The organism is Streptomyces sp. NPDC012474 (assembly GCF_042955185.1).
Taxonomy (GTDB): Bacteria; Actinomycetota; Actinomycetes; order Streptomycetales; family Streptomycetaceae; genus Streptomyces; species Streptomyces cahuitamycinicus.
The window spans coordinates 136,560-159,873 of record NZ_JBIBEP010000002.1 but is presented as its reverse complement, the minus strand read 5'-3'; the positions used below and the strand labels follow the sequence as shown (position 1 = coordinate 159,873).

22 protein-coding genes are annotated in these 23,314 nt (G+C 73.0%); 20 read left to right on the top strand and 2 right to left on the bottom strand.

Features of this window, described 5'->3' with window-relative positions; all coding sequences use genetic code 11:
- The first annotated feature begins 106 nt into the window (after nucleotides 1-106).
- From ACFY9S_RS05505 to ACFY9S_RS05410, 20 genes are all read left to right on the top strand, one after another.
- Complete coding sequence (locus tag ACFY9S_RS05505) at nucleotides 107-385, top strand: hypothetical protein (RefSeq protein WP_391123323.1); 279 nt, start codon at nucleotides 107-109, stop codon at nucleotides 383-385.
- A gap of 593 nt (nucleotides 386-978) precedes the next feature.
- On the top strand, nucleotides 979-1,506 hold the full coding sequence (locus ACFY9S_RS05500; RefSeq protein ID WP_391123320.1) for a DUF2617 family protein: 528 nt from the start codon (nucleotides 979-981) through the stop codon (nucleotides 1,504-1,506).
- 192 nt (nucleotides 1,507-1,698) lie between these two features.
- Nucleotides 1,699-3,354 carry a polyamine aminopropyltransferase gene (locus ACFY9S_RS05495; RefSeq protein WP_391123317.1) on the top strand — a complete coding sequence of 552 codons (1,656 nt, stop codon included), beginning with the start codon at nucleotides 1,699-1,701 and terminating at the stop codon, nucleotides 3,352-3,354.
- 154 nt (nucleotides 3,355-3,508) lie between these two features.
- Entirely contained in the window at nucleotides 3,509-4,411 is a 903-nt protein-coding gene (locus ACFY9S_RS05490) for an SRPBCC domain-containing protein (RefSeq protein ID WP_391123314.1), read from the top strand.
- Between the two features lie 71 nt (nucleotides 4,412-4,482).
- Complete coding sequence (locus ACFY9S_RS05485; protein ID WP_391123311.1) at nucleotides 4,483-5,271, top strand: aldose 1-epimerase; 789 nt, start codon at nucleotides 4,483-4,485, stop codon at nucleotides 5,269-5,271.
- Between the two features lie 10 nt (nucleotides 5,272-5,281).
- Nucleotides 5,282-5,830, top strand: coding sequence for an orotate phosphoribosyltransferase (gene pyrE / locus ACFY9S_RS05480; RefSeq protein WP_102913895.1), 549 nt, complete (start codon nucleotides 5,282-5,284; stop codon nucleotides 5,828-5,830).
- A gap of 159 nt (nucleotides 5,831-5,989) precedes the next feature.
- Nucleotides 5,990-7,012 carry a class II fructose-bisphosphate aldolase gene (gene fbaA, locus ACFY9S_RS05475; protein WP_391123308.1) on the top strand — a complete coding sequence of 341 codons (1,023 nt, stop codon included), beginning with the start codon at nucleotides 5,990-5,992 and terminating at the stop codon, nucleotides 7,010-7,012.
- A 73-nt stretch (nucleotides 7,013-7,085) separates the two neighbouring features.
- Nucleotides 7,086-8,555: a DHA2 family efflux MFS transporter permease subunit gene (locus tag ACFY9S_RS05470; RefSeq protein ID WP_391123305.1), complete on the top strand. Its 1,470-nt coding sequence runs from the start codon at nucleotides 7,086-7,088 to the stop codon at nucleotides 8,553-8,555.
- A gap of 75 nt (nucleotides 8,556-8,630) precedes the next feature.
- A complete protein-coding gene (locus tag ACFY9S_RS05465; RefSeq protein WP_391123302.1) occupies nucleotides 8,631-8,780 on the top strand; it encodes a hypothetical protein in 150 nt (49 codons plus the stop codon).
- Nucleotides 8,781-9,055: 275 nt separating this feature from the next.
- Complete coding sequence (locus tag ACFY9S_RS05460) at nucleotides 9,056-9,469, top strand: DUF3151 family protein (protein WP_391123299.1); 414 nt, start codon at nucleotides 9,056-9,058, stop codon at nucleotides 9,467-9,469.
- A gap of 150 nt (nucleotides 9,470-9,619) precedes the next feature.
- Entirely contained in the window at nucleotides 9,620-10,450 is an 831-nt protein-coding gene (locus ACFY9S_RS05455) for a tryptophan 2,3-dioxygenase family protein (RefSeq protein WP_102912919.1), read from the top strand.
- Nucleotides 10,443-11,666, top strand: coding sequence for a kynureninase (kynU, locus tag ACFY9S_RS05450; protein WP_391123295.1), 1,224 nt, complete (start codon nucleotides 10,443-10,445; stop codon nucleotides 11,664-11,666). The genes ACFY9S_RS05455 and kynU overlap by 8 nt, the downstream gene beginning before the upstream one ends.
- A gap of 309 nt (nucleotides 11,667-11,975) precedes the next feature.
- On the top strand, nucleotides 11,976-12,839 hold the full coding sequence (locus ACFY9S_RS05445) for an alpha/beta fold hydrolase (RefSeq protein WP_391123292.1): 864 nt from the start codon (nucleotides 11,976-11,978) through the stop codon (nucleotides 12,837-12,839).
- Between the two features lie 240 nt (nucleotides 12,840-13,079).
- Nucleotides 13,080-14,078, top strand: a complete 999-nt coding sequence (locus ACFY9S_RS05440) for an alpha/beta hydrolase (RefSeq protein ID WP_391123289.1) — start codon at nucleotides 13,080-13,082, stop codon at nucleotides 14,076-14,078.
- Nucleotides 14,071-15,282: an acyltransferase family protein gene (locus tag ACFY9S_RS05435; RefSeq protein WP_391123286.1), complete on the top strand. Its 1,212-nt coding sequence runs from the start codon at nucleotides 14,071-14,073 to the stop codon at nucleotides 15,280-15,282. The genes ACFY9S_RS05440 and ACFY9S_RS05435 overlap by 8 nt, the downstream gene beginning before the upstream one ends.
- Before the next feature lie 9 nt (nucleotides 15,283-15,291).
- Nucleotides 15,292-16,653: a histidine kinase gene (locus ACFY9S_RS05430; protein ID WP_391123283.1), complete on the top strand. Its 1,362-nt coding sequence runs from the start codon at nucleotides 15,292-15,294 to the stop codon at nucleotides 16,651-16,653.
- Nucleotides 16,650-17,333, top strand: a complete 684-nt coding sequence (locus ACFY9S_RS05425) for a response regulator (RefSeq protein ID WP_391123280.1) — start codon at nucleotides 16,650-16,652, stop codon at nucleotides 17,331-17,333. Before ACFY9S_RS05430 ends, ACFY9S_RS05425 begins: the two co-directional genes overlap by 4 nt.
- A 96-nt stretch (nucleotides 17,334-17,429) precedes the next feature.
- The gene (locus ACFY9S_RS05420; protein WP_391123277.1) at nucleotides 17,430-18,770 is read left to right on the top strand and encodes a histidine kinase; all 1,341 of its coding nucleotides are present in this window, start codon (nucleotides 17,430-17,432) and stop codon (nucleotides 18,768-18,770) included.
- Nucleotides 18,767-19,432, top strand: a complete 666-nt coding sequence (locus ACFY9S_RS05415; protein WP_102913621.1) for a response regulator transcription factor — start codon at nucleotides 18,767-18,769, stop codon at nucleotides 19,430-19,432. The genes ACFY9S_RS05420 and ACFY9S_RS05415 overlap by 4 nt, the downstream gene beginning before the upstream one ends.
- Nucleotides 19,433-19,485: 53 nt before the next feature.
- Entirely contained in the window at nucleotides 19,486-20,706 is a 1,221-nt protein-coding gene (locus ACFY9S_RS05410; protein ID WP_391123274.1) for a cytochrome P450, read from the top strand.
- A 55-nt stretch (nucleotides 20,707-20,761) separates the two neighbouring features.
- Here the strand turns inward: ACFY9S_RS05410 and ACFY9S_RS05405 are convergent, their stop codons facing one another.
- Both ACFY9S_RS05405 and ACFY9S_RS05400 read right to left on the bottom strand, forming a co-directional pair.
- Entirely contained in the window at nucleotides 20,762-22,360 is a 1,599-nt protein-coding gene (locus tag ACFY9S_RS05405; protein ID WP_391123271.1) for an ABC transporter permease, read from the bottom strand.
- A complete protein-coding gene (locus ACFY9S_RS05400; protein WP_102911898.1) occupies nucleotides 22,357-23,253 on the bottom strand; it encodes an ABC transporter ATP-binding protein in 897 nt (298 codons plus the stop codon). Before ACFY9S_RS05400 ends, ACFY9S_RS05405 begins: the two co-directional genes overlap by 4 nt.
- Nucleotides 23,254-23,314 lie beyond the last annotated feature (61 nt).

The following is a 23,314-nucleotide window of genomic DNA, read 5'->3' as shown; positions in this document are numbered from 1 at the left end:
TCCTCAACTTTGTGTTGGGCTGTTCCGGGCCCGGGCATCACCGCTTCACGCAAGAGCGAGGCGCCCACGGGGGGCCGCTTCGGGGGAATGAAAGGAGGGTGACGTCATGATCGTCGGCATCATCCTGGCGGTGGTCGGAGTCGTCCTGATCGGGGCGCTGTTCTCGCAGGCACGCAGGGGAGGTACCCGGCGGACGACGCGTCGCGGGGAGTGGGCGTCCACCGGTTCGAGCAACAGTGGCAGCAGCGGCAGCGACAGCGGCAGCAGCTGGTGGGTCGGCGGGGGAGACTCCGGTTCCTCCGGGCACTCCTGCGGAGGCGGGTCGTCCTGCGGGGGTGGCGGTGGCGGTGGCGGTGGCGGTGGCTGCGGCGGCGGAGGCAGCTGACTGACGTCGGCCGTCCTCACGACGGGGGGCCGCATCCACCGAACGCGGGGTCCGCACCTGGGCGGGCCCCGCGTCGTCCTGTCCGTCGTAGCCGGAATGCCCGGAGTGCCCGGAGTGCTCGGACGGGCGATCGCTCGAACGGCTGTCGGTCGGCTTCGGGTGCCTCCGGGCGCCATTCCATGCCTGTAGGACAACCTGCGCCGTCCGACTGGGGTTCGGGCGCAGCCTCCGCAACGGCGCGGGACGGAGGGCGATTTCGGGCGGTCGCCGAAATCCCGGGCTCCCGTCCGCCCCGGCTCCGAGGCGTGAGGCAGGGCGCACCGGCGCACGCCTCCCCGGTACCGGCGCACGCCGTAGTTGAACAGTTGAGCTGGGGAGCCCTCTGAGGGATGGAAACCCTACGAACTTGGGTAAAAACACTGTGGCGACGCCGCTGTTCATGATTCCCTCTAAGTCACCGACGCAGCCCCTCGGACGTCCTGGGGACACCTTCCTGAAACCGGCCGACCGGGCTGACCGGGCCGACATGCCCCGGCGCGACCGGGGCTCAGCGGACCCCTCTCCCTCTCCTTGTGTGCTTGCGGAGCCGATCCATGCTCACGACCCTGACCACCTCCTACACCGACACGCGCGCGGCCGATCTCGCGTGGGCCCTGGGGCGCGAGCCGCTTCCCGCACTGGCCGCGCTCGATCTCGAACTGGCGGACACCAAAGTGCAGTTGCGGCTCCTCGGCGCGTCCCACCAGGTCCTGCTGGAGGAGGAGCGCGGCGTCTGCTCGGAGACGGTGGCGTGCATCGCGGGCAGCAGCACTCCGCTTCCGCTCGGCGTCGCCAAGCGCGTGGACGACTGGGAGTACGAGTTCGCGGCCCGGGTCGAGGTCCTCTCGCCCGGCTCCTTCGCGGGCCGTGCACAGGAGTTGCTGGCCCTCGTCTCCGACCATCCGCACGGCCTCGCCGGCGTCTTCCCCGGCAGCCCGTACGCCTTCACGGCCCTGCTCGCCCAGCACCACGAAGGGCAGGTGCAGTGGCGTACCTGGCACGCCTACCCACAGGACGGGCAGTTGGTGGCGACCCGCACGAAGGTGGGAGTCCGCGTTCCGGCCGCGGTTTTCGCCACATGACCCGGCCGACCGTTGCGCGGTCGACCGTTGCCCAGCCGACCGTTGCCCGGCCCGCCGAACCGCACCGCGCCGAACCGCACGCCGCGAACCGCACCCGCCGAACCGGATCGCATACCGGGATCCGGCCTCTGTAAACCAGCACCACACGTGTGGGTGACAATCCACAGTCGAGGCGTGACGTAACGTCGCAGCGTGATCGAGCCGCAAGCGCCCGCCCCGCCCGGTTGCCCGCCACCCTGGAGCGGCCCGGACGGCCCCGCCGACCCGGCGCTTCTGCCCGTCCGGCCCGGCACCGGACGGTTCCTGGTTCTCGCGGGCGTGTTCGTCTGCGCGGCCTGCGGACTGGTGTACGAGCTCGAACTCGTCGCGCTCGCCTCGTACTTGATGGGCGACTCCGTCACCCAGGCGTCCGTCGTGCTGTCCGTGATGGTCTTCGCGATGGGCATCGGCTCCCTCGCCGCGAAGCGGCTGCGCCCGCTCGCCGCGGCCGGCTTCGGCGCCGTCGAGGCCACCCTCGCGCTCGTCGGCGGGTGCAGCGCGATGGCCCTGTACGCGGTGTTCGCCTGGACCGGCGACTGGGGCGGGATGTGGGCCAACGGGCCGCGCTGCCTGCTGGTCGCCTTCTCCCTCGCCACCGGGCTGCTCATCGGCGCCGAAGTCCCGCTGCTGATGGAGCTGATCCAGCGCATCCGCCGCCAGGACGCGGGCGGCGCGGTGGCCGACCTGTCCGCCGCCGACTACGTGGGTGCTCTCGTCGGCGGCCTCGCCTTCCCCTTCCTCCTGCTGCCGTTCCTCGGGCAGTTGACCGGGGCCCTGCTCACCGGCGCGGTCAACGCGGTCGTCGGCGGCGCGCTGGTGCTCGGCCTGTTCCGCCGGGACCTGACCCGGCGCGCCAGGTGGCTGCTGCTGCTCGGCAACGTCCTCGTCCTCACGATCCTCGCCACGGCCGCCGTCCTCGTCGACGACTTCGAACGGGCCGCGCGCCAGGCGGTGTACGGCGGGGACGTCCGCGTGGCGCTCCGGACCGGAGTCCAGGAGGTCGTCCTCACCGGCGGCACGCACGGGCGGCCCCTCGCCCTGTTCCTCGACGGCCGGCTGCGGGTCAGCGAACGTGACGAACTGCGCTACCACGAGGCCCTCGTCCACCCCGCGATGAGCGGACCGCACGCACGCGTGCTGATCCTCGGCGGCGGGGACGGCCTCGCCGCACGCGAGGTGCTGCGCCACCCGGGAGTCGACCGGGTCGACGTCGTCGAACTCGACGCCGAGGTGGTCCGGCTGGCCCGCACCGACCCGGCCCTGTCCGCGCTCAACCAGCACGTGTTCGGCGACCCGCGCGTACACGTGACGACCGAGGACGCCTTCGGCCGGCTGCGCGGCGCGACCCCGGCGGCCTACGACGTGGTCGTCTCGGACCTGCCGGATCCGCGCATCACGGCCAGTACGAAGCTGTACTCGCAGGAGTTCTACGGCCTGGCCCGGCGCGTGCTCGCCCCCGGCGGCCGGCTCGTCGTGCACGCCGGCCCGGTCGCGGCCGGCCCGCGCGCCTACTGGACCGTCGAGGCGACCCTGCGCGCGGCCGGTCTCCGCACCGCCCCGTACGGCACGGGCGGCCGCGACACCGCCTCCGCCGCCGGTCCCGACCGCACCCCCGTCGGGCGCTCCCGGGCGCCCCGGGACTGGGGTTTCGTCCTGGCCGCCCGCATGGACCCACGGCTGCGGCTCGACCCGGCCGGGCCGCGGCCGAGTGTCCTGACGGAGGCGTCCCTCGCCGCGGGGGAGCGGGCGGCGCGCGGGACGCGGATCGCGGGACTCCCGGCGTCGACGCTGGTGCATCCGCGGTACTGACCGGTGCATCCGCGGTACCGACCGGTGCATCCGCGGTACTGAGGGGCCGGGACCACCGGGCGGGCCGGGAGGATACGCCTGGCGGGGGTGGGATCGGGGCTGAATCCCTCAGGCGGGGGTGCGTTTCGGGCTGTGCTGGGTAGAGTCCGTCGACATGGAGCACGAGGTGTTCGTTCCGGTTCCGGCGGAGCGTCTCAGGGAGGTGCTGGACGACCCCGCGCGGGTCGCCCGGGCTGTTCCCGGGCTCCAGCAGGACGCCGGCGCCGAGCCCGTCGCCGGGCGGCTGAAGATCCGGGTCGGCAGCCACTCCGTCACCTACCGGGGTGCCGTACGGGTCTCACGGCGGGACGACGGCACCTACGCCGTCGAGGGCGACGCGGAGGAGTCGCGCGGCAGCGGCTCGGTCGAGCTCACCCTGCGGATCGCCCTGCGCGAGGCGGAGGACGGCTGCACCGTCTCGTACGACGGCACGGCGTCCGCCGACGGACGGATCAAGGATCTCCCCGCAGAGGCGGTGGAAGGTGCCGTCACCCGGCTGCTGAACCGTTTCGCGGAACACCTGGCCACGGCGGCCACGGCCACCGCGGCCACGGTTGACCCGGCGGCCACGGATGGCACTGCGGCCACGGATGACACCGATGACACGACCGCCACCGATGACACGGCGGCCACCGATGACGCGGACCACGAGGGTGCGAGGGCCAAGGGCGAGGAGCAGACCCCTGCCGACCCCGGGCTCACCGAGGAAGCCCCGGCCCCCGAACGCCCCTCCGTCTTCGGCTCCGGCCGCCCGCCCTCCTCCTACGGACGCGCGGACGATGAGGCCGATGAGGACGAGGACGAGGAGGGCATCGCCGAGGCGGCGCACGCACGGCGGACCATGATCGGACGCAGCGCCGAGGAGGTCGACCACGCCCCTCCGCGCGGCCGCTACGCCCCGGTCCCCGCGCCGCAGACCGTGACGTCCCCGGCCCCCCTGCGCTGGGCGGCCCCCGCGGCGGCACTGGCACTGGCGTCCGCCATCGTGGCGGTACGGGCCCTGCGCAGACGCCGCTGAACCACTCGTCCGCCGCACGCCCGGGCCCGGGACCGGTCGGGCCCTCTTGATCACCCCAGTAGGGTCGTCCCGTGAGTGACGAAGACATCACGCTGACCGCGGGTGACGCGGAGGTGACCGTGCAGCCGGGCAACGGCGGCCGGGTCGGAGGGCTGCGGATCGGCGGCGTCGAACTGCTGCGCCAGGGCGAGCGCTTCGGCTGCTTCCCGATGGTGCCGTGGTGCGGCCGGATCCGCGACGGACGGTTCCTGGACGGCGCCGAGGTGCGGCAGATGCCCCTCAACGCCCCGCCGCACGCCATCCACGGCACCGTCCGTGACAGCGCCTGGCGCGTCGCCCGCACGAGTACGGACGAGGCGGTCCTCACATACGAGCTCGTCGACCCCTGGCCCCACCCGGGCCGCGTCACCCAGATCGTCGCGCTCACCGAGGACGCGCTGACGCTGAGCATGTCCGTCGAGACGTACGAGTCGTCCTTCCCGGCGCAGATCGGCTGGCACCCCTGGTTCAACCGGAACCTCGGCGGCGAGGACGTACGCCTCGACTTCGACCCCGCCTGGCAGGAGGAGCGCGGCGAGGACCACCTGCCCACCGGCAACCGCCACGACCTGGAGCCGGGCCCCTGGGACGACTGCTTCGGCATGCCCGGCGGCGTCGAGGCCACGCTCACCTGGCCCGGTCAGCTGGAGCTGAAGGTGAGCAGCCGCGAGGAGTGGGTCGTCGTCTACGACGAGCAGGAGGCGGCCGTGTGCGTGGAGCCGCAGACCGGGCCGCCCAACGGCCTCAACACCCTGCCGCGCCTGGTCACGCCCCTGGAGCCGCTGGAGGCCACCACCACCTGGAGCTGGCGCCGCCTCTAAGCTGGGCGCCATGACGGACACTCGCGGCGCGCTGCTGCAGCAGATCAAGGACAAGGCCGTGGTGCACGGCAAGGTGACCCTGTCGTCGGGTCTGGAAGCGGACTACTACGTCGACCTCCGGCGCGTCACGCTCGACGGCGAGGCCGCGCCGCTGGTCGGGCAGGTGCTGCTGGACCTGACCGCGGACTTCGACTTCGATGCCGTGGGCGGGCTCACCATGGGCGCCGACCCCGTGGCCGCCGCCATGCTGCACGCGGCCGCCGCCCGCGGGAAGCGCCTGGACGCGTTCGTCGTACGCAAGGCCGCCAAGGCGCACGGCCTGCAGCGGCGCGTCGAGGGCCCGGACATCGCGGGCCGCCGGGTGCTGGTCGTCGAGGACACGTCCACCACCGGCGGCTCCCCGCTCACCGCCGTCGAGGCCGTGCGTGAGGCCGGGGCCGAGGTCGTCGCCGTCGCGACCATCGTCGACCGGGCGACCGGTGCCGCGGAGAAGATCCAGGAGGGGGCCGGGGTGCCGTACCTCTTCGCCTACTCCAAGGACGAACTGGGCCTCGACTGACCGAGGACCGACCGAGGACTGACCAGGGCGTGGACGGTGGCCTGGACCTTCCGGCCAAGTCTGGAAAGATGGGGCCGACGATGACGTCGCACCCCAAGGTCTAGGTCAGGGCCGTTAGACACAGCAGCACGTCAACCCGCAGATACAAGGAGCGGACGCATGCCCATCGCAACTCCCGAGGTCTACAACGAGATGCTGGACCGGGCGAAGGCAGGAAAGTTCGCCTACCCGGCCATCAACGTGACCTCCACCCAGACCCTGCACGCGGCCCTGCGCGGTTTCGCTGAGGCGGAGAGCGACGGCATCGTCCAGATCTCCACGGGTGGTGCCGAGTTCCTGGGCGGTCAGTACAGCAAGGACATGGTCACCGGCTCGGTCGCGCTGGCCGAGTTCGCGCACATCGTCGCCGAGAAGTACCCGGTGAACATCGCGCTGCACACCGACCACTGCCCCAAGGACAAGCTCGACGGGTACGTACGTCCGCTGCTGGCGCTGTCCCAGAAGCGCGTCGAGGCCGGTCTCAACCCGCTGTTCCAGTCGCACATGTGGGACGGCTCGGCCGAGACCCTCGCCGACAACCTCTCCATCGCGCAGGAGCTGCTGGCGCAGGCCCGCGCCGCGAAGATCATCCTCGAGGTGGAGATCACGCCGACCGGTGGCGAGGAGGACGGCGTCACCCACGAGATCAACGACTCTCTCTACACCACGGTCGACGACGCGATCCGCACCGCCGAGGCCCTCGGCCTGGGTGAGAAGGGCCGCTACCTGCTCGCCGCGTCGTTCGGCAACGTGCACGGCGTGTACAAGCCCGGCAACGTCGTCCTGCGTCCCGAGCTGCTGAAGGAGCTGAACGAGGGCGTCGCCGCCAAGTTCGGCAAGGGCTCCCCGTTCGACTTCGTCTTCCACGGCGGCTCCGGCTCCACGGAGGCGGAGATCCGCACCGCGCTGGAGAACGGCGTCGTGAAGATGAACATCGACACGGACACCCAGTACGCCTTCACGCGCCCGGTCGCGGACCACATGTTCCGCAACTACGACGGTGTCCTGAAGGTCGACGGCGAGGTCGGCAACAAGAAGACCTACGACCCGCGTACCTGGGGCAAGCTCGCCGAGGCCTCCATGTCCGCGCGCGTCGTCGAGGCCTGCGGCAACCTGCGCTCGACCGGCACGAAGATCAAGTAACGCTTCCGGTCCGCTCGCGTACGGAAGAGCCCGGCACCTCCTGTGGTGCCGGGCTCTTCCGTATGCTCCCTGCATGCCCGATGTCCGGCTGGCCTCCCCGCAGGGCAAGTGGATCCTGCTCACCACCGTCCTCGGCTCCAGCATGGCGTTGCTGGACTCCACGGTCGTCAATGTGGCCCTGCCGCGCATCGGTCGCGACCTCGACGCGGACCTGTCCGTCCTGCAGTGGACCGCCAACGCCTACATGGTCACGCTGGCCGGGCTGATCCTGCTGGGCGGGGCGCTCGGGGACCGGTTCGGGCGGCGGAAGGTGTTCGTCGTCGGCGTGGTGTGGTTCGCGGTGGCGTCGCTGCTGTGCGGGATCGCGCCGAACGCGGGCGTGCTGATCGCCGCCCGGGCCCTGCAGGGGGTGGGCGGCGCTCTCCTGACCCCCGGGTCCCTGGCGTTGATCCAGGCGTCCTTCCACGCCGACGACCGGGGCCGGGCGGTGGGCCTGTGGTCCGGCTTCGGCGGGATCGGGGCGGCGGTCGGGCCGTTCGTCGGCGGCTGGCTGGTGGACGGGCCGGGCTGGCGATGGGTGTTCCTGCTGAACGTGCCACTGGCCCTGCTGTGCGTGCCGGTCGCCCTGCGGCACGTTCCGGAGTCGGGTGGGGAAGAGCGGGCGCACGGGCGGTTCGACGTGCTCGGGGCCGTGCTGGGGGCGCTGGCGCTCGCGCTGGTGACGTACTCGCTGATCGAGGCCGGCGGGGGCGGTGTGGTGGTCGTCGTCCCGGCGGTGGCCGGACTGGCCGCGGCCGTGGCGTTCGTGGTGGTCGAGCGGCGCCGGCCCGATCCGATGATGCCGCCGGACATCTTCGCGTCCCGGCAGTTCACAGCCGTCAACCTGGTCACGCTGTGCGTGTACGCGGCGCTCGGCGGGTTCTTCTTCCTCGCCGTGCTCCAGCTCCAGGTGGTCGTGGGCTACTCGGCCCTCGCCGCCGGTACGGCGCTGCTGCCGACGACCGTGCTGATGCTGCTGCTGTCCGCACGGTCCGGGGAACTGGCCGACCGGATCGGGCCGCGGATCCCGCTGACGGCGGGGCCGCTGCTGTGCGCGGCCGGGATGCTGCTGATGCTGCGGGTCGGGCCGGGGGCGTCCTACCTCGCCGACGTGCTGCCGGCGCTGATGGTGCTCGGGCTGGGCATGGTCACGCTGGTGGCGCCGCTGACGGCGACGGTCCTGGGCTCGGTGAGCGTGGTGCGGGCCGGTCTGGCCAGCGGCATCAACAACGCGGCGGCCCGGGCGGCGGGGCTGATCGCGGTGGCGGCGCTGCCGCTGCTGGCCGGGATGGGGGAGGAGGCGTACCGGGAGCCGGCCGCCTTCGACACGGCTTTCGGGAAGGCGATGGGGTGGTGTGCGGGGGTGCTGGTGGCGGGCGCCGTGATCGCGGCGGCGGCCGTGCGCAGACCGCCGCCGGACTGCAAGCGGCCGGAGTGCCTGCGGCAGGGCGGCGTCACGGCGCCACCGCTGGAGGGGGAGCCGGTGCGCAAGAGGCTGATGTAGCCGCCGCGCGACCGGGCCGGGGGGCGCTGCCGGGCCTGGCGTGGCGGGCGTGGCCGGCCTGGCCAGGTAATGGTCGTGGTCGGGCCTGACGTGGTGGTGGTCGTGGTCGGGCCTGACGTGGTGGTGGTCGTGGTCGGGCCTGACGTGGTGGTCGTGGTCCGGCCTGACGTGGTGGTGGGCGCCGTCCGGTCCTGCCCTGCGGTGGTCGCCGGCCCGGGCAGGTAGGTCATGGGCTGGTCGTCGTCCGGCACGGCCTGGAGTGGCCGCCGTGTGGTCCGGCTTGTGCAGGCCGTCGTCGCGTCCGCCCGGGCTCTGATGGGTGGCGCGGTCCGGCCCGGCCCTGGCGGTCTCGGACGGGCCTGCCTCGGCGGACTCGGCCGGGGCCGGCTCCGTGTGGCGGTCGCACCGGCGTGGCCGGCATGCGGCCCCACGGGGCAGTCGTCCGGTCGATGCCCCCGCCCGCTGCGCCGCAGCGGACGGCATGGCGCAGACTTGACCTCATGTCCATTCACGAGAACCTTCTCGGGGGCCCGCCCCCGACCCACCTCCCCGACGACCCCGGGCCGCGGGAAATGCTCGCGTCGGGCAAGTCGCCGGTCGACGCCGCTGCCACGCACCCCACCTCCTCGCTCGTCTGGGCGCAGCTCGCCGACGAGGCGTTCGAGCGGGGCGCGGCCGTGGAGTCCTACGCGTACGCCCGCACGGGTTACCACCGCGGCCTGGACGCGCTGCGCCGCAGCGGCTGGAAGGGCCACGGCCCCGTGCCGTGGGAGCACGAGCCCAACCGCGGCTTCCTGCGCGCCCTGCACGCCCTCGCCCGCGCCGCCCAGGCGATCGGCGAGCAGGAGGAGTACGAGCGCTGCTCCCAGTTCCTGAAGGACTCCTCGCCGACGGCGGCGCAGGTCCTGGGCTGAGACACGGTCCGTGTCCGCGAGGCCCGTCCGTGAAAGGCGGGCCTTGCGGTTTCGGGGGACGATTGCGGAAGATGCCCCTGGGGACCGGGGCCCCCGTGTCGGATTCGGCAGGGGCGGACCGCTACCCGGAGTTACACGCAGGAGACAGCGATGTCCCACGAGGCTCACGAGCCCGAGACCCCGCATCTCGACTTCCACGGCACGACGCCGTACGAGGACTACGTCAAGGCGGACGTACTCACCCACCTCCAGCACACCCTCTCCGACGACCCCGGCGAGATGGTCTTCCTGGTGACGACCCAGGTGATGGAGCTGTGGTTCACCGTCATCGTCCACGAGTGGGAGACCGCGGCAGGCGCGCTCAGGGGTGACGACATCCCCACCGCCACCGCCGCGCTCAAGAGGTCCGTCCGCGAACTGGAGGCGCTCAACCACTCCTGGAAGCCGCTCGCCCAGCTCACGCCGGCCCAGTTCAACTCGTACCGCAGCGCCCTCGGCGAGGGCTCCGGCTTCCAGTCGGCGATGTACCGACGCATGGAGTTCCTGCTCGGTGACAAGTCAGCGTCGATGCTCGTCCCGCACCGGGGCGCACCGCGCGTGCACGCCGAGCTGGAGAAGGCGCTGCACGAGCCGAGCCTGTACGACGAGGTCGTGCGGCTGCTGGCGCGGCGCGGGCACGACATCCCGGACGCCGTGCTGCGGCGCGACGTCTCCCGGCGCTATGAGCCGTCGCCGGAGGTGGAGGCGGCCTGGACCGCCGTCTACTCGGGTGACGAGAGCGACGAGGTGGCCCGGCTGGGTGAGGCGCTGAGCGATGTCGCCGAGCTGGTGTGGCGCTGGCGCAACGACCACCTGGTCGCCACCCGCCGTGCGATGGGCGCCAAGACCGGCACGGGCGGCTCCGCCGGGGTGGCCTGGCTGGAGAAGCGCGCGCAGAAGCACGTGTTCCCCGAGCTGTGGACGGCGCGGTCCTATGTCTGAGCTGGCGGAACGCGCGCAGAAGCTGGACGCCGTCGACGAACTGGGCGGCAAGCGTGCCGAGTTCGTCCTCGACGACGTGGTCTACCTCGACGGCAACTCGCTCGGTGCCCTGCCGGCCGTCGTCCCCGGGCGGGTCGAGGACGTCGTACGCCGGCAGTGGGGCGAGCTGCGCATCCGGTCCTGGGAGGAGAGCGGCTGGTGGACGGCGCCCGAGCGGATCGGTGACCGGATCGCCCCGCTGGTCGGGGCGGCGCCCGGGCAGATCGTCGTGGGCGACTCCACAAGTGTCAATGTCCTCAAGGCACTCGTGGGTGCGGTGCGGATGGCAGGGGAGGGCCGTGACGAGATCCTCGTCGACGCGACGACCTTCCCCACCGACGGGTACATCGCCGAGTCCGCCGCCCGCATGACCGGCTCCACCCTGCGGCCCGTGGCACCGGCGGACGTCCCGGGCGCACTGGGCGACCGTACCGCCGCCGTCCTCCTCAACCACGTCGACTACCGCACCGGCCGGCTGCACGACCTGCCCGGTCTGACGGCCGCCGTGCGCGAGGCGGGCGCGGTCGCCGTCTGGGACCTGTGCCACAGCGCGGGCGCGCTGCCGGTCGGGCTGGACGAGCACGGCGTGGACCTCGCGGTCGGCTGCACCTACAAGTACCTGAACGGCGGGCCGGGTTCACCGGCGTACCTGTATGTGCGGCGGGAGCTGCAGGACCGCTTCGACTCGCCGCTGCCCGGCTGGAACTCGCACGCCGAGCCGTTCGGCATGCGCAGCGGCTACGAGCCGGCCCCCGGTGCCCTGCGCGGCCGGGTCGGCACACCCGACATCCTCTCCATGCTCGCCCTGGAGGCGGCCCTGGAGGTCTGGGACGGGGTGTCGGTCGAGGCGGTGCGGGCCAAGTCCCTCGCGCTGACGGACTTCTTCCTGGAGTGCGTGGCGGAGTACGTGCCCGAGGGCCGGGTCGAGTGCGTGACGCCGGTGGCGCACGGGGAGCGGGGCAGCCAGATCGCCCTGCGCTGTTCCCCCGAGCTCTCGACTTCGTTCGAGCAGGGAGGTGCCCCCATCGCCGGTGACGTCATGAAGCGGCTGATCGAGCGGGGTGTGGTCGGCGACTTCCGGGCCCCGGACGTGCTGCGCTTCGGCTTCACACCGCTGTACGTAGGTTTCGCCGACGTGGAGCGGGCGGCGCGGGTGCTGGCACAGACGCTGGCCTGAGCGGCGGCGGGCCGGTCTGGGCGGTGGCGGGGCTGGCCCGAGCGGCGGAGGGCCGGTCTGAGCGGCGGAGGGCCGGTCCGAGCGGCGGAGCGCCTGTCCGAGCGGCGGAGGGATCGGCCTGAGCGGTGGCGGGGCAGGGATGCCCTTGCGGTGTCCCGGCCCTGAGGGCGCCCGTCCGGTCTTCACCGAGCGTGACATCCGCATGTCCGCGCATGTCACGCGCCTGGTACCGTCCCGGCCAACGGCTGACCCCTCAACTGGGCTGCCGCGTACGGTTCATCGTACGGTTCATCGCTGGAAGGTTGGAGCATGACGGACGACGTCGCAGCAGCACGGGCCGCTGCCGAGGAGAAGTCGGCCTTCTCCCACGCGCCCGTCGACCCCGACGCCACCGCGGCCTACGGTGACCACCCGGACCAGGTGATCGGCTTCTTCGCGCCGCGCCGGGCGGGTGGCCCCGGACCGGCCCCGGTCGTCGTCGTGCTGCACGGCGGCGCCTGGCGGGCGCCGTACGACCGGCGTCACATCAGCCCCTTCGCTGACTTCCTCGCCCGCCGCGGGTTCGCCGTGGCCAGTATCGAGTACCGGCGCGGCGGCGGTGACGACTCCCTCGCGGGCCGCTGGCCCGACACCTTCGACGACGTCGCCGCGGCGCTGGACGCCCTGCCGGCGCTGGTACGGGAGTTGCTGCCGCAGGCCGACCCGCGCCGTACGGTCCTCACCGGCCACTCGGCGGGCGGGCATCTCGCGCTGTGGGGTGCCGCCCGGCACGTCCTGCCGGCCGACTCGCCCTGGCGCGGCGGCAGTCCGGTGACGCTGCGCGGCGTCGTCGCCCTCGCCCCGATCGCCGATCTGGCGATCGCCGACAAGCTGGATGTGTGCGGGGGCGCAGCGCGTCAACTCCTGGGAGGGGACGAGCACTTCGCGGAGCGGCAGCCGTACGCGGACCCGGCGCTGCTGCTGCCCACGGGCATCGCCACCACCCTCGTGCAGGGCCGCACGGACCTCGATGTCCCGCAGGCGGTCGCCGAGTCGTACGCGGAGGCGGCGTCGAAGGCCGGGGAGATGGTGGGGGTGACGCTGCTGGAGGACGTCGGGCACTTCCCGCTCATCGACCCGGCAGCCGACGCCTGCGCCGTGGTCGTGGAGGAGATCGCGCAGCTGGCCTGGTGAGCGGCAGCTGATCCTTGAGAGTTGCCGCTTGGTTGCCGCTTGAGAGCTGCCGCCTGGGAGCGACGCTCTGGGAGCTGCCTCCCGAGAGCTGCCCCCATAGGTGGGGCCCCGGGGCATACCCGTAGTACCTGAGAGCTACGCCGCAGGTGAGTTCCCTGGTGGGACGCGAACGAGGCGTCCCCTTCCGTAACTTCCCTTCCATGCAGACCCGATGGCCGGGTGCGCTGGAGGGGGACGACCATGGGGTCCGCACCGCAGTACCGCCATGGCGACGGCAGGCGCCGCGCCGGCCGATGGCGCCGAGCCGCGCTCGCCGTCCTCATCACCGGTGCGGTGGTCGTCCCTCTGTCCGGAGCCGTACGACCGCAGACCCCCGCACCGGCCCCCGCGTCGCTCGCACCCCTCAACGCGTCGACGCTCGACGAGGCGTACGCGGCCAACCGGGCCAACGCCGCCGAAGCGGCCCGCACGGCCGCCGCCCACCACGACCGGGACCGTGCCGCGACGGACCGTCGTCTGGCCGCCCCGGCCCGGCACCTCCTGCGGTTCGACGGCCGCGGCCCCGGCCGGGTGACGGAGGTCCTCGGCGACCTCTCCCGGGCCGACCGCATCGCCGTCCTGGTCCCGGGGTCCGACACGAGCCTCGACACCTACGGCCGGTTCCACGCGGCGGCCGCCGCCCTGCACCGGCAGCTCGCCCGGCAGGCCCCCGCGGGCACGCGCACCGCGGTCGTGGCCTGGCTGGGCTACGAGACGCCGGGCACCGTCAGCACGACGGTCACGACGACCGGCAGGGCGGAGCAGGCGGCCCCGCACCTGCGCGCGCTCGTCGCCGACCTGCGTGCCACCGCGGGCACCGGCGCGCGCATATCGCTGCTGTGCCACTCGTACGGCTCGGTGGTCTGCGGCCGTGCCGCCGCCGGGCTCGCCGTCGACGACATCGCGCTCGTCGGCAGCCCGGGCACGGGTGCCGGCACCGTCGCCGACCTGCACACCCGCGCCCGCGTCTGGGCGGCCCGGGGCGGTGACGACTGGGTGGAGAACGTCCCGCACCTTCGCCTGGACCTGTTCGGCACCACCGTCGGCTTCGGCACCGACCCCGTCTCCCCGGCCTTCGGCGCCCGGGTCTTCACGGCGGGCGAGGGCGGCCACAGCGACTACTTCAGGCCCGGCTCGACCTCCCTGACCAACCTGGCCCGGATCGTCCTGGGCGAGACCAAGGCGGTGGCCCATGACTGACATCGGCGTACGCGCCCTGCGGCAGGGGGTGCGGCGGGGCGCCGGCCGCGTCGGCGCGGCCACCCCACCCGGCCGCGACCGGGCCGTGGACGCCCTGCGGGCCGCCGCCGTCCTCGGCGTCGTCCTCGGGCACTGGCTGGTCACCGCCCTGGTCTCCGACGGCCGCGCCCTGCGCACGGCGAGCCCGCTGCAGCACATGCCCTGGCTGACGCCCGTCTCCTGGATGTTCCAGACGCTCGCGGTGTTCTTCCTGGTCGGTGGCCATGTCGCCACCCGCGGTCATGCCTCCGCCCGGGCCCGGGGAATCCCGTACCACCGGTGGCTGACGGCCCGGCTGTCCCGGCTGTTCAAGCCGGTCGCGGCCGTCCTCACCCTGTGGACGGCCGCCGCCGTCGCGCTGCTGCTGTCGGGCACCGAGTACGGCACGGTCCGCACGATGGTGAAGCTGGCCCTGTCCCCCCTGTGGTTCCTCGTGGTGTTCGCGGGCCTGACGGCGGCGACCCCGCTGCTCGCCCGGCTCAACCCGCTCTGGCCGCTGGCCGTCGTCCTGCACGTGGACCTGCTGCGCTTCGGCCTCGGCGGCCCCGCCTGGCTGGGCTGGGTGAACGTGGCGGCCGCCTGGATGGTGCCCTACACGCTGGGCGCGGCCTGGACCCGCGGCGAACTGGAACGCCGCCGTGCGGGCTGGGTCCTGCTGGGCGCGGGGGCGGCGGCGACCGCGGCGCTCGTGGCGTTGGCGGGCTATCCGGCGTCCATGGTCGGCGTCCCGGGCGACGGCATGTCCAACCTTGACCCGCCGACGCTGGCCGTCGTCACGTTCGGCCTGGCCCAGTGCGGTCTCGCCCTGCTGCTGCGCGAGCGGCTGCGGCGGGCGATGCGCCGTCCCGTGGCGTGGGCGGCCGTGGCGCTCGTCAACCTCTCCGTGATGACCGTCTTCCTCTGGCACCAGACGGCCCTGATGGCCACGACCGCCACCGGCCTGCTCGCCGGCCGGCTCCCCGGGCTGCACACCCGGCCCGACGACCTCGGCTGGGTCGGGGCCCGGCTTCTCTGGCTGCCGGTGTTCGCGCTGGCCCTCGCGGTCTGCTGGGCCGCCTTCCGCTCCTTCGAGCGAGGCGGCGGTGGCCGGGGCCGCACGTCGCGAGTGGTGCGGGCGCACCGTCCGTCCGACCGGGGCACAGCGGCGAGGGCGCGTCATGTCTAGGCTGAGCCTGTGACGGACACGGGGGTGGGCCGCGCGCTGCGGGCGCGGGTCAGAGGCTGGCTGCGGGTCCTGCGCGAGGACCTGTGGACCGTCCGGTCGGATCCGATGCCGCCCTCCACCTGGCTGCGCTGGCTGCCGCACGGGCTGGTGTGCCTGGCCGCGTTCGGTGTCACCCTCGGCGCGGTGGGGCAGCTCGTCGACAACGGCGGCGTGGGTCCGCAGATCGCCTTCCCGCTCGGGCTGGCGCAGGGCGGTGCCATGGTGCTCGCCCTGTGGCGGCCCATCCCGGCGTGGTGGCTCTCGACGGCGGCCATGCTGCTGGGCGCCCTCGAAGTGCGCCGCCAGTTGTTGGCCGGTGGAGCCCCCGACTTCACCTGGCCCTGGACGTCGGCGGGGATCATCGGACACATGGCGGTGCTGCTGCTGCTCGCCCTGCGGGTGCGGACCCGGGTGTCCGTCGAGGCGCTCGCGCTGACCGTGCTCCTCACCTACGTCGTCCAAGGGCTGCTGGGCGCGGCCGGCTATGCGCCCACCGGGGTGCTCGCGGTCTCCCTGTTCACCGTCGTCGTGGTCCTCGGCACCGCCCTGCGCGGCCGCCGCGAGGCCCGCGCGCAACTCGTCGAGCAGACCACGCTCACCGCCGAGGAGCGCACCCGGCGCACCCTGCTGGAGGAGCGCAGCCGCATCGCGCGGGAGCTGCACGACGTGGTGGCCCACCACATGTCGGTCATCTCCATCCAGGCGCAGGTCGCCCCGCACCTCGTGGCGAACCCGCCCGACGAGCTCAGGGAGAACCTCGCGGGCATACGGCAGAACGCGCTGGAGGCACTGACCGAACTGCGCCGCGTGCTGGGCGTGCTGCGCTCGGAGCACCCCGGCCCGGGGGAGCCGTTCGGCGACGCGGGTGACGAGAGCACTCCGCACGCCCCGCAGCCCACGCTCGACCGGCTCGACGCGCTGGTGGAGAACACCCGGGCGGTCGGACGCGAGGTCGTCACCGACATCCGGGGCGAGCGGCGTCCGCTGCCGCCCGGTGTGGAGCTGTCGGCGTACCGGATCGTGCAGGAGGCGCTGAGCAACGCCCTGCGGCACGCGCCCGGCGCGCGGATCACGGTCCGTCTCACCTACGAGCCGGACGGCCTGGAGGTGGAGATCGTCAACGGCCGCCCGACCGGGCCGCCACCGCCGTCGACGGGGGCGGGCCACGGGCTGCTCGGCATGCGGGAGCGGGTCGCGATGCTCGGGGGCACCATGACGGCGCACCTGTGGCACTGGGACGGTTTCAAGGTCACCGCCTTCCTCCCGGAGACCCCGCCCGCCGACGCCCCGGGCACCGACCATCCGACGGCCCGCAGGAAAGGGACCTCATGACGAGCGGCACCGGCAGACCCATCCGGGTTCTCATCGTCGACGACCAGGCGATGGTCCGGCAGGGCTTCACCGTGCTGCTCGGCATACAGCCCGACATGGAGGTCGTCGGCGACGCGAAGAACGGTGAGGGCGGCATCGCCCTGGCCTCGGAGCTCGCCCCGGACGTCGTCCTGATGGACATCCGCATGCCCGGGATCGGCGGCATCGAGGCCACCCGGCACATCGCCGCGGCCCACCCGGACATGCGGGTGCTGGTGCTCACCACCTTCGACCTCGACGAGTACGTGTACGACGCGCTGCGCGCCGGAGCCTCCGGGTTCCTGCTGAAGGACGCGTCGTCGGAGCAGCTCGCCGAGGCGGTCCGGGTGGTCGCGGCCGGGGAAGCGCTGCTCGCCCCGGTCATCACCCGCAAGCTGATCGCCGAGTTCTCCCGGCTCGACGGCAAGCCCCGCACCCCGCTCAAGGAACGCGTCGGCGATCTGACCGAGCGGGAGACGGAGGTGCTCGCGCTGATCGCGCAGGGCCTGTCGAACGCGGAGATCGCCCGGCACCTGTTCGTGGCCGAGCAGACGGTGAAGACCCACGTCGGCAGGATCCTGGTGAAGCTGGGCCTGAGGGACCGGACGCAGGCGGCGGTGTTCGCCTACGAGTCGGGGGTCGTGCGGCCGTCGGGGTACTGAGGCCCCCGGCAATCCCCGTAGTACCTGAGAGGGACCCTCGGTGACCCCTCTCACTGGGGACGACCGGGAGGCCGGGCCCCGCTTACCGTTCTGTACGTGACCGAGACGACTCACCTTCAGACCACGCCACCGGGGGACGGGGCCAAGCAGCACAGCCCCGAATACCGGGTGGCGGTGGACTCCCTGCGCGGTCTGCGGCAGGACCTGATCCACGACGCGTTCGCCTACCGGCCGCTGCCGCCCCGGCGCACGGACGGGTGGCTCGTCCGGCGGCTGCCGGGAAGGCTGCGGGAGTACGCGGCATGGCTACCGCACGCGGTGATCACCGCCGGGGCCCTGCTCACCTTGGCCATCGCCACGGCCGACTTCGGCGGTCCGGCTCTGCTGCTCGGTCTGTTCTGCGCGGTTCCCGTGCTGCTGACCATGGTGCGGCCGGTCGGCGCGTTCTGGGCGTCCATGGTCTCGACCCCGCTCCTCGCCATGTTCGGCAGCCAGTGGGGCGAGTGGCCCTGGACGCCCGGCAGCTTCGCCTGCCATCTGATCGTGCTGACGGTCGTGGCCGTGCGCACCCGGCCGCGCACGGCCGGATGGATGTGGGTACTGACGGCGCTGTACGCCCTGGTCGCGGATGCCGGCATCGGCCCGACCAACACGTACGGCACCAACTCCGCCCCCATGCTGATCCTCTCGGCCCTGATCCTGCTCTGTGTCACCGTCCGGCACATCCGCCGCGACGCCGAGCAGGAGGTCACCGCCCAGCAGACGGTCACCGCGCACGAGCGTTCCCGCCGCACCCTGCTGGAGGAGCGCACCACGATCGCCCGCGAGCTGCACGACGTGGTCGCCCACCACATGTCGGTGGTCGCCATCCAGGCGGAGGCCGCGCCCTACCGGGTGGAGAACCCGCCGCCGGAGCTGGAGAAGGCGTTCGCCACGATCCGGGAGAACGCGGTGGCGGCGCTGACCGAACTGCGCCGGGTGCTCGGCGTCGTCCGCGCCGAGGACTACGAGGTCCCGGACGCCCCGCAGCCCACCCTCGCCGACCTGGACGGGCTGCTGGCCAACGTCCGGGAGGCCGGGCTGACCGCGGAGAAGGTGGTGACGGGCGCGGTGCGCGAGCTGCCACAGGGCGTGGAGCTGTCGGCGTACCGCATCGTGCAGGAGGCTCTGAGCAACACCTTGCGGCACGCACCGGGCGCGACCGCCCGGGTCGAGATCGGCTACGTGCTCGGCGGCCTGGGGCTGCGCATAGTCAACGGCCCGCCGCCCAACACCAGCCTCATCAAGCCCTCGCCCGGCGCCGGGCACGGCATCACGGGCATGCGGGAGCGGGTGTCGATGCTGAACGGCGAGATGACGGCCGGCGGCACGGACGACGGAGGTTACGAGGTGGCGGTGTACCTGCCGGTCGCCCTGCCGGACGAGGGTGACGCATGACCATTCGTGTCCTGATCGCGGACGACCAGATGATGGTGCGCGAGGGGTTCTCGGTCCTGCTGAACGCGATGCCCGACATCGAGGTCGTCGGCGAGGCGGTGAACGGCCGGGAGGCCGTCACCAAGGTGCGCGAGCTCGCACCGGACGTGGTGCTGATGGACATCCGCATGCCCGAGCTGAACGGCATAGAGGCGACCCGCGAGATCGTGGCCGCCGACGGCGCGGCGAAGGTGCTGGTGCTCACCACCTTCGACCTCGACGAGTACGTGTACCAGGCGCTGCGCGCGGGTGCCTCCGGCTTCCTCCTCAAGGACGCCTCGGCCCGCCAGCTGGCCGACGGTGTGCGGGTCGTGGCCTCCGGGGAGGCGCTCCTGGCCCCCTCGGTGACCAGGCGCCTGATCACCGAGTTCTCCAAGCTCTCCGAGAAGCCGCACCTCATGCCCTCCGCCCAGGCGGCCTACGGTGACCTCACCGATCGGGAGACGGAGGTGCTGGTCCTCATCGCGCAGGGCCTGTCGAACTCGGAGATCGCGCAGCGGCTGGTCGTCGCCGAGTCGACGATCAAGACGCATGTCAGCCGGATCCTGGTGAAGCTGGGCCTCAGGGACCGGACACAGGCGGCGGTCTTCGCGTACGAGGCGCGGCTGGTGACCCCGGGGTGACAGCCGGACGCCGCCCCTGGTCAGAGTGGGGGTTGCCGGGCTAGCGTCCGTTCATGGCAGCTGTTCACGACCTCGGGTTCGACCCGTGGGACCCGGCGTTCCTCACCGACCCGTACCCCGTCTACGCCGAGCTGCGTGCCCGGGGCCGCGTGCACTGGTTCGAGCCCACGAACCAGTGGCTCGTCCCGCACCACGCGGACGTCTCGGCACTGCTGCGCGACCGGCGCCTCGGCCGCACGTACCAGCACCGGTTCTCGCACCAGGAGTTCGGCCGTACGTCGCCCCCGCCGGAGCACGAGCCGTTCCACACCCTCAACGACCACGGGATGCTCGACCTGGAGCCCCCGGATCACACCCGGATCCGCCGTCTGGTGTCGAAGGCGTTCACGCCGCGCACGGTGGAGCGGCTGAAGCCGTACGTGGAGGGCCTGGCCGGCGAGCTGGTGTCCACGCTGGTCGAGGCGGGCGGCGGCGACCTGCTGAAGGACGTCGCCGAGCCCCTCCCCGTCGCGGTGATCGCCGAGATGCTCGGCATCCCGGAGTCCGACCGGGCCCCGCTGCGCCCCTGGTCGGCGGACATCTGCGGGATGTACGAGCTCAAGCCGTCCGAGGACACGGCGGCGAAGGCGGTCCGGGCGTCGGTCGAGTTCTCCGACTACCTGCGCGAGCTGATCGCGGCCCGCCGCGAGGAGCCCGGCGAGGACCTCATCTCGGGGCTCATCGCAGCCCACGACGAGGGCGACCGGCTCACCGAGCAGGAGATGATCTCCACCTGCGTCCTGCTGCTCAACGCCGGCCACGAGGCCACGGTGAACGCCACGGTCAACGGCTGGTACGCCCTGTTCCGCAACCCGTCCCAGCTGGAGGCGCTGCGCGCGGACCACACGCTCATCCCCTCCGCGATCGAGGAGCTGATGCGCTACGACACCCCGCTGCAGCTGTTCGAGCGCTGGGTCCTGGACGAGATCGAGATCGACGGCACGACGATCCCGCGCGGCGCGGAGATCGCCATGCTGTTCGGCTCCGCCAACCACGACCCGGCGGTGTTCCGGAACCCGTCCGCCCTGGACCTCACCCGCGTGGACAACCCCCACATCTCCTTCAGCGCCGGCATCCACTACTGCATCGGCGCACCCCTGGCCCGGATCGAACTGGCGGCCTCGATGGGGGCGCTGCTGGAGAGGGCCCCGAAGCTGCGACTCGCCACCGAGCCGGAGAGGAAGCCGAACTTCGTGATCAGAGGGCTGGAGGCACTGGCGGTCGAGGTCGGCTGATCGGTACTGGAGGCGCTGGCGGTCGAGGCGGGCTGATCAGCCGGCGTCCGGCTGGTCAGGTCGTCATGTCCCGCCGCCGCAACCCTGCCAGCCCCCCGGCCACCAGCACCACCGCCACCCCGGTCAGCACGGACACCGGCCCCCACTCCATGGAGCCGCCCGGCAGCTTCGGCAGATGCCCGAACGGCGAGACGTCCAGCACCGCCCGCGGCACATCCAGCGCAGGCCCGACCCACCCGATCAGCAGCACCGCCCCGGCGACACCCCAGGCCGCAACGGCCGCCCGGGGCAGGACGCCGTGCAGCAGCACCGCCACCCCGCCGATCACCCACACCGCCGGGAGCTGGACGAGGCACGCGGCCAGGAGCGGCCCGGTCTGCCTGCCGTAGCCGACGGCGAAGCCCAGTCCGGCCAGGAGCATGATCAAGGCGGCACCGCCGAAGGCGATCACCAGATGCCCGGCGGCCCAGCGCAGGCGCCCCACCGCGTTCGCCAGCACCGGTTCCGCCCGGCCCGAGGTCTCCTCGCCGTGCAGACGCAGCACCGACGCCACGATCCAGAGCGCCGCGACCAGGCCCAGCATGCCGATCATGGACGCCAGGAACGCGTCCGTGAGGCCGGACTGCCCGCCCATCCGCTCGATGATGCGCCGGGCGTCGGCGTTGTCGCCGACCAGGTCGGCCGCGCCCTCGGTCATGCCGCCGTAGACGACCCCGGCGAGGAAGAAGCCGATGCTCCAGCCCAGTACGCCGCCGCGCTGCAACCGCCAGGCCAGGGCGCCCGCGGTGCCCAGGCGGCCGGAGGCCGGGCCCGGCCGGGTCGGCAGGAAGCTCATGCCGAGGTCCCGGCGGCCGGCCAGGGCATAGGCCACCGCCCCCTGGAGAGCCACCGCCCCGGCGAACAGGGCCAGCACCCACCAGCGCTCGGAGGCGTACGGCCGCAGGTGCTCCAGCCAGCCCAGTGGCGACAGCCAGGTCAGGACCGACGAGCCGTCAGCGGTGGCCGAGTCGCCCGCCGCGCGCAGGACGAAAGCCGCCCCGAGCACCGCCGCCGTCAGGCCGCGTGCCAGCCGTGCGCTCTCCGTCAGCTGTGCGACGATCGCCGCCGCCGTGGCGAAGACCATGCCGGCCCCGGCGATTCCCAGCCCCAGGGCCAGGGCCCCGGCGGTGCCCCGTCCGGTCAGGCCCGCCGCCACCAGCAGCGCCAGCACCGTGTTGGCGACCGCCGCGGCCAGCAGGGCCGCCGTCAGAGAGGCCCGGCGGCCCACCGTCCCGGACGCGACCAGTTCCTGACGGCCGCTCTCCTCCTCGTCCCGGGTGTGCCGTACGACGACCAGCAGGCTCATCACGGCGGCCAGGGAACCGGCGTAGATGCCGACGCGCCAGGCCGTCAGGGCGCCCAGCGAGTCGCCGAAGACCGGGCCGACCATCGCGCGCAGGGAGGAGTTGCTCTCCATCTGCCGGACGAGGTCGGCGCGTTCGGCCGGGGTGCCGTAGAGGCCCTCCAGGGTGTTCGGCATGGAGAGGACCATCAGCGCGTTCACCGCGATCCAGACGGGGATCATCAGCCGGTCGCGGCGCAGGGCGAAGCGCAGCAGTGTGCTCGTACCGGCGAGTTGGCGTGAGCTGCCACGCCGTACCGCGAAGGCCGTCATCGGCCCGCCGCCTCGTCCTGGTAGTGCCGCAGGAACAGTTCCTCCAGCGTGGGCGGTGTGGACGTCAGCGACCGTACGCCCGACTCGCTCAGCGACCGCAGAACGCCGTCCAGCCGGTCGGTGTCGACCTGGAGCCGGACGCGGCGCCCCCGCACGTCGAGGTCGTGCACACCGGGCAGCGCCGACAGCCCGTCGGGCGGCCCTGCGAGTTCGGCGACGACGCTGGTGCGGGTCAGATGGCGCAGGTCGGCGAGCGAACCGCTCTCGACCGTACGGCCGTTGCGGATGATGCTCACCCGGTCGCACAGCTCCTCGACCTCGCTGAGGATGTGGGAGGAGAGCAGGACCGTGCGGCCCCGGTCGCGCTCCTCCTCGACGCAGCGCCGGAAGACCTCCTCCATCAGCGGGTCCAGCCCCGAGGTCGGCTCGTCCAGGATCAGCAGGTCGACGTCCGAGGCGAACGCGGCGACCAAGGCGACCTTCTGCCGGTTGCCCTTGGAGTACGTGCGGCCCTTTTTGGTGGGGTCGAGTTCGAAGCGCTCGACCAGTTCCGCTCGGCGCCTCGCGTCGAGCCCTCCGCGCAGCCGGCCGTAGAGGTCGATGACCTCGCCGCCGGAGAGGTTGCGCCACAGCGTCACGTCCCCGGGGACGTAGGCGATCCGGCGGTGCACCTCCACCGCGTCCGCCCAGGGGTCGCGGCCGAGCACCTGCGCGGCGCCCGAGTCGGCGCGCAGCAGACCGAGCAGGACCCGGATGGTGGTGGACTTCCCGGCGCCGTTGGGGCCGAGGAAGCCATGGACCTCACCGGCGGCGACCTCCAGGTCGAGCCCATCGAGAGCGTGCGTCCGCCCGAAGGACTTGTGCAGCCCGGAGACGGTGATGGCCTTCGTCATGCTTCAGAACGTACGCTTCCTTCAGAAATTTGTGAAGTTAAAGAAGCATGTGAACCACGGA

Coding starts and splice junctions, on each gene's coding strand:
- ACFY9S_RS05505 (WP_391123323.1), top strand. CDS start 107: ATGATCGTCGGCATCATCCTGGCGGTGGTCGGAGTCGTCCTGATCGGG.
- ACFY9S_RS05500 (WP_391123320.1), top strand. CDS start 979: ATGCTCACGACCCTGACCACCTCCTACACCGACACGCGCGCGGCCGAT.
- ACFY9S_RS05490 (WP_391123314.1), top strand. CDS start 3,509: ATGGAGCACGAGGTGTTCGTTCCGGTTCCGGCGGAGCGTCTCAGGGAG.
- pyrE (WP_102913895.1), top strand. CDS start 5,282: ATGACGGACACTCGCGGCGCGCTGCTGCAGCAGATCAAGGACAAGGCC.
- fbaA (WP_391123308.1), top strand. CDS start 5,990: ATGCCCATCGCAACTCCCGAGGTCTACAACGAGATGCTGGACCGGGCG.
- ACFY9S_RS05470 (WP_391123305.1), top strand. CDS start 7,086: ATGCCCGATGTCCGGCTGGCCTCCCCGCAGGGCAAGTGGATCCTGCTC.
- ACFY9S_RS05460 (WP_391123299.1), top strand. CDS start 9,056: ATGTCCATTCACGAGAACCTTCTCGGGGGCCCGCCCCCGACCCACCTC.
- ACFY9S_RS05455 (WP_102912919.1), top strand. CDS start 9,620: ATGTCCCACGAGGCTCACGAGCCCGAGACCCCGCATCTCGACTTCCAC.
- kynU (WP_391123295.1), top strand. CDS start 10,443: ATGTCTGAGCTGGCGGAACGCGCGCAGAAGCTGGACGCCGTCGACGAA.
- ACFY9S_RS05445 (WP_391123292.1), top strand. CDS start 11,976: ATGACGGACGACGTCGCAGCAGCACGGGCCGCTGCCGAGGAGAAGTCG.
- ACFY9S_RS05440 (WP_391123289.1), top strand. CDS start 13,080: ATGGGGTCCGCACCGCAGTACCGCCATGGCGACGGCAGGCGCCGCGCC.
- ACFY9S_RS05435 (WP_391123286.1), top strand. CDS start 14,071: ATGACTGACATCGGCGTACGCGCCCTGCGGCAGGGGGTGCGGCGGGGC.
- ACFY9S_RS05425 (WP_391123280.1), top strand. CDS start 16,650: ATGACGAGCGGCACCGGCAGACCCATCCGGGTTCTCATCGTCGACGAC.
- ACFY9S_RS05415 (WP_102913621.1), top strand. CDS start 18,767: ATGACCATTCGTGTCCTGATCGCGGACGACCAGATGATGGTGCGCGAG.
- ACFY9S_RS05410 (WP_391123274.1), top strand. CDS start 19,486: ATGGCAGCTGTTCACGACCTCGGGTTCGACCCGTGGGACCCGGCGTTC.
- ACFY9S_RS05405 (WP_391123271.1), bottom strand. CDS start 22,360: ATGACGGCCTTCGCGGTACGGCGTGGCAGCTCACGCCAACTCGCCGGT.
- ACFY9S_RS05400 (WP_102911898.1), bottom strand. CDS start 23,253: ATGACGAAGGCCATCACCGTCTCCGGGCTGCACAAGTCCTTCGGGCGG.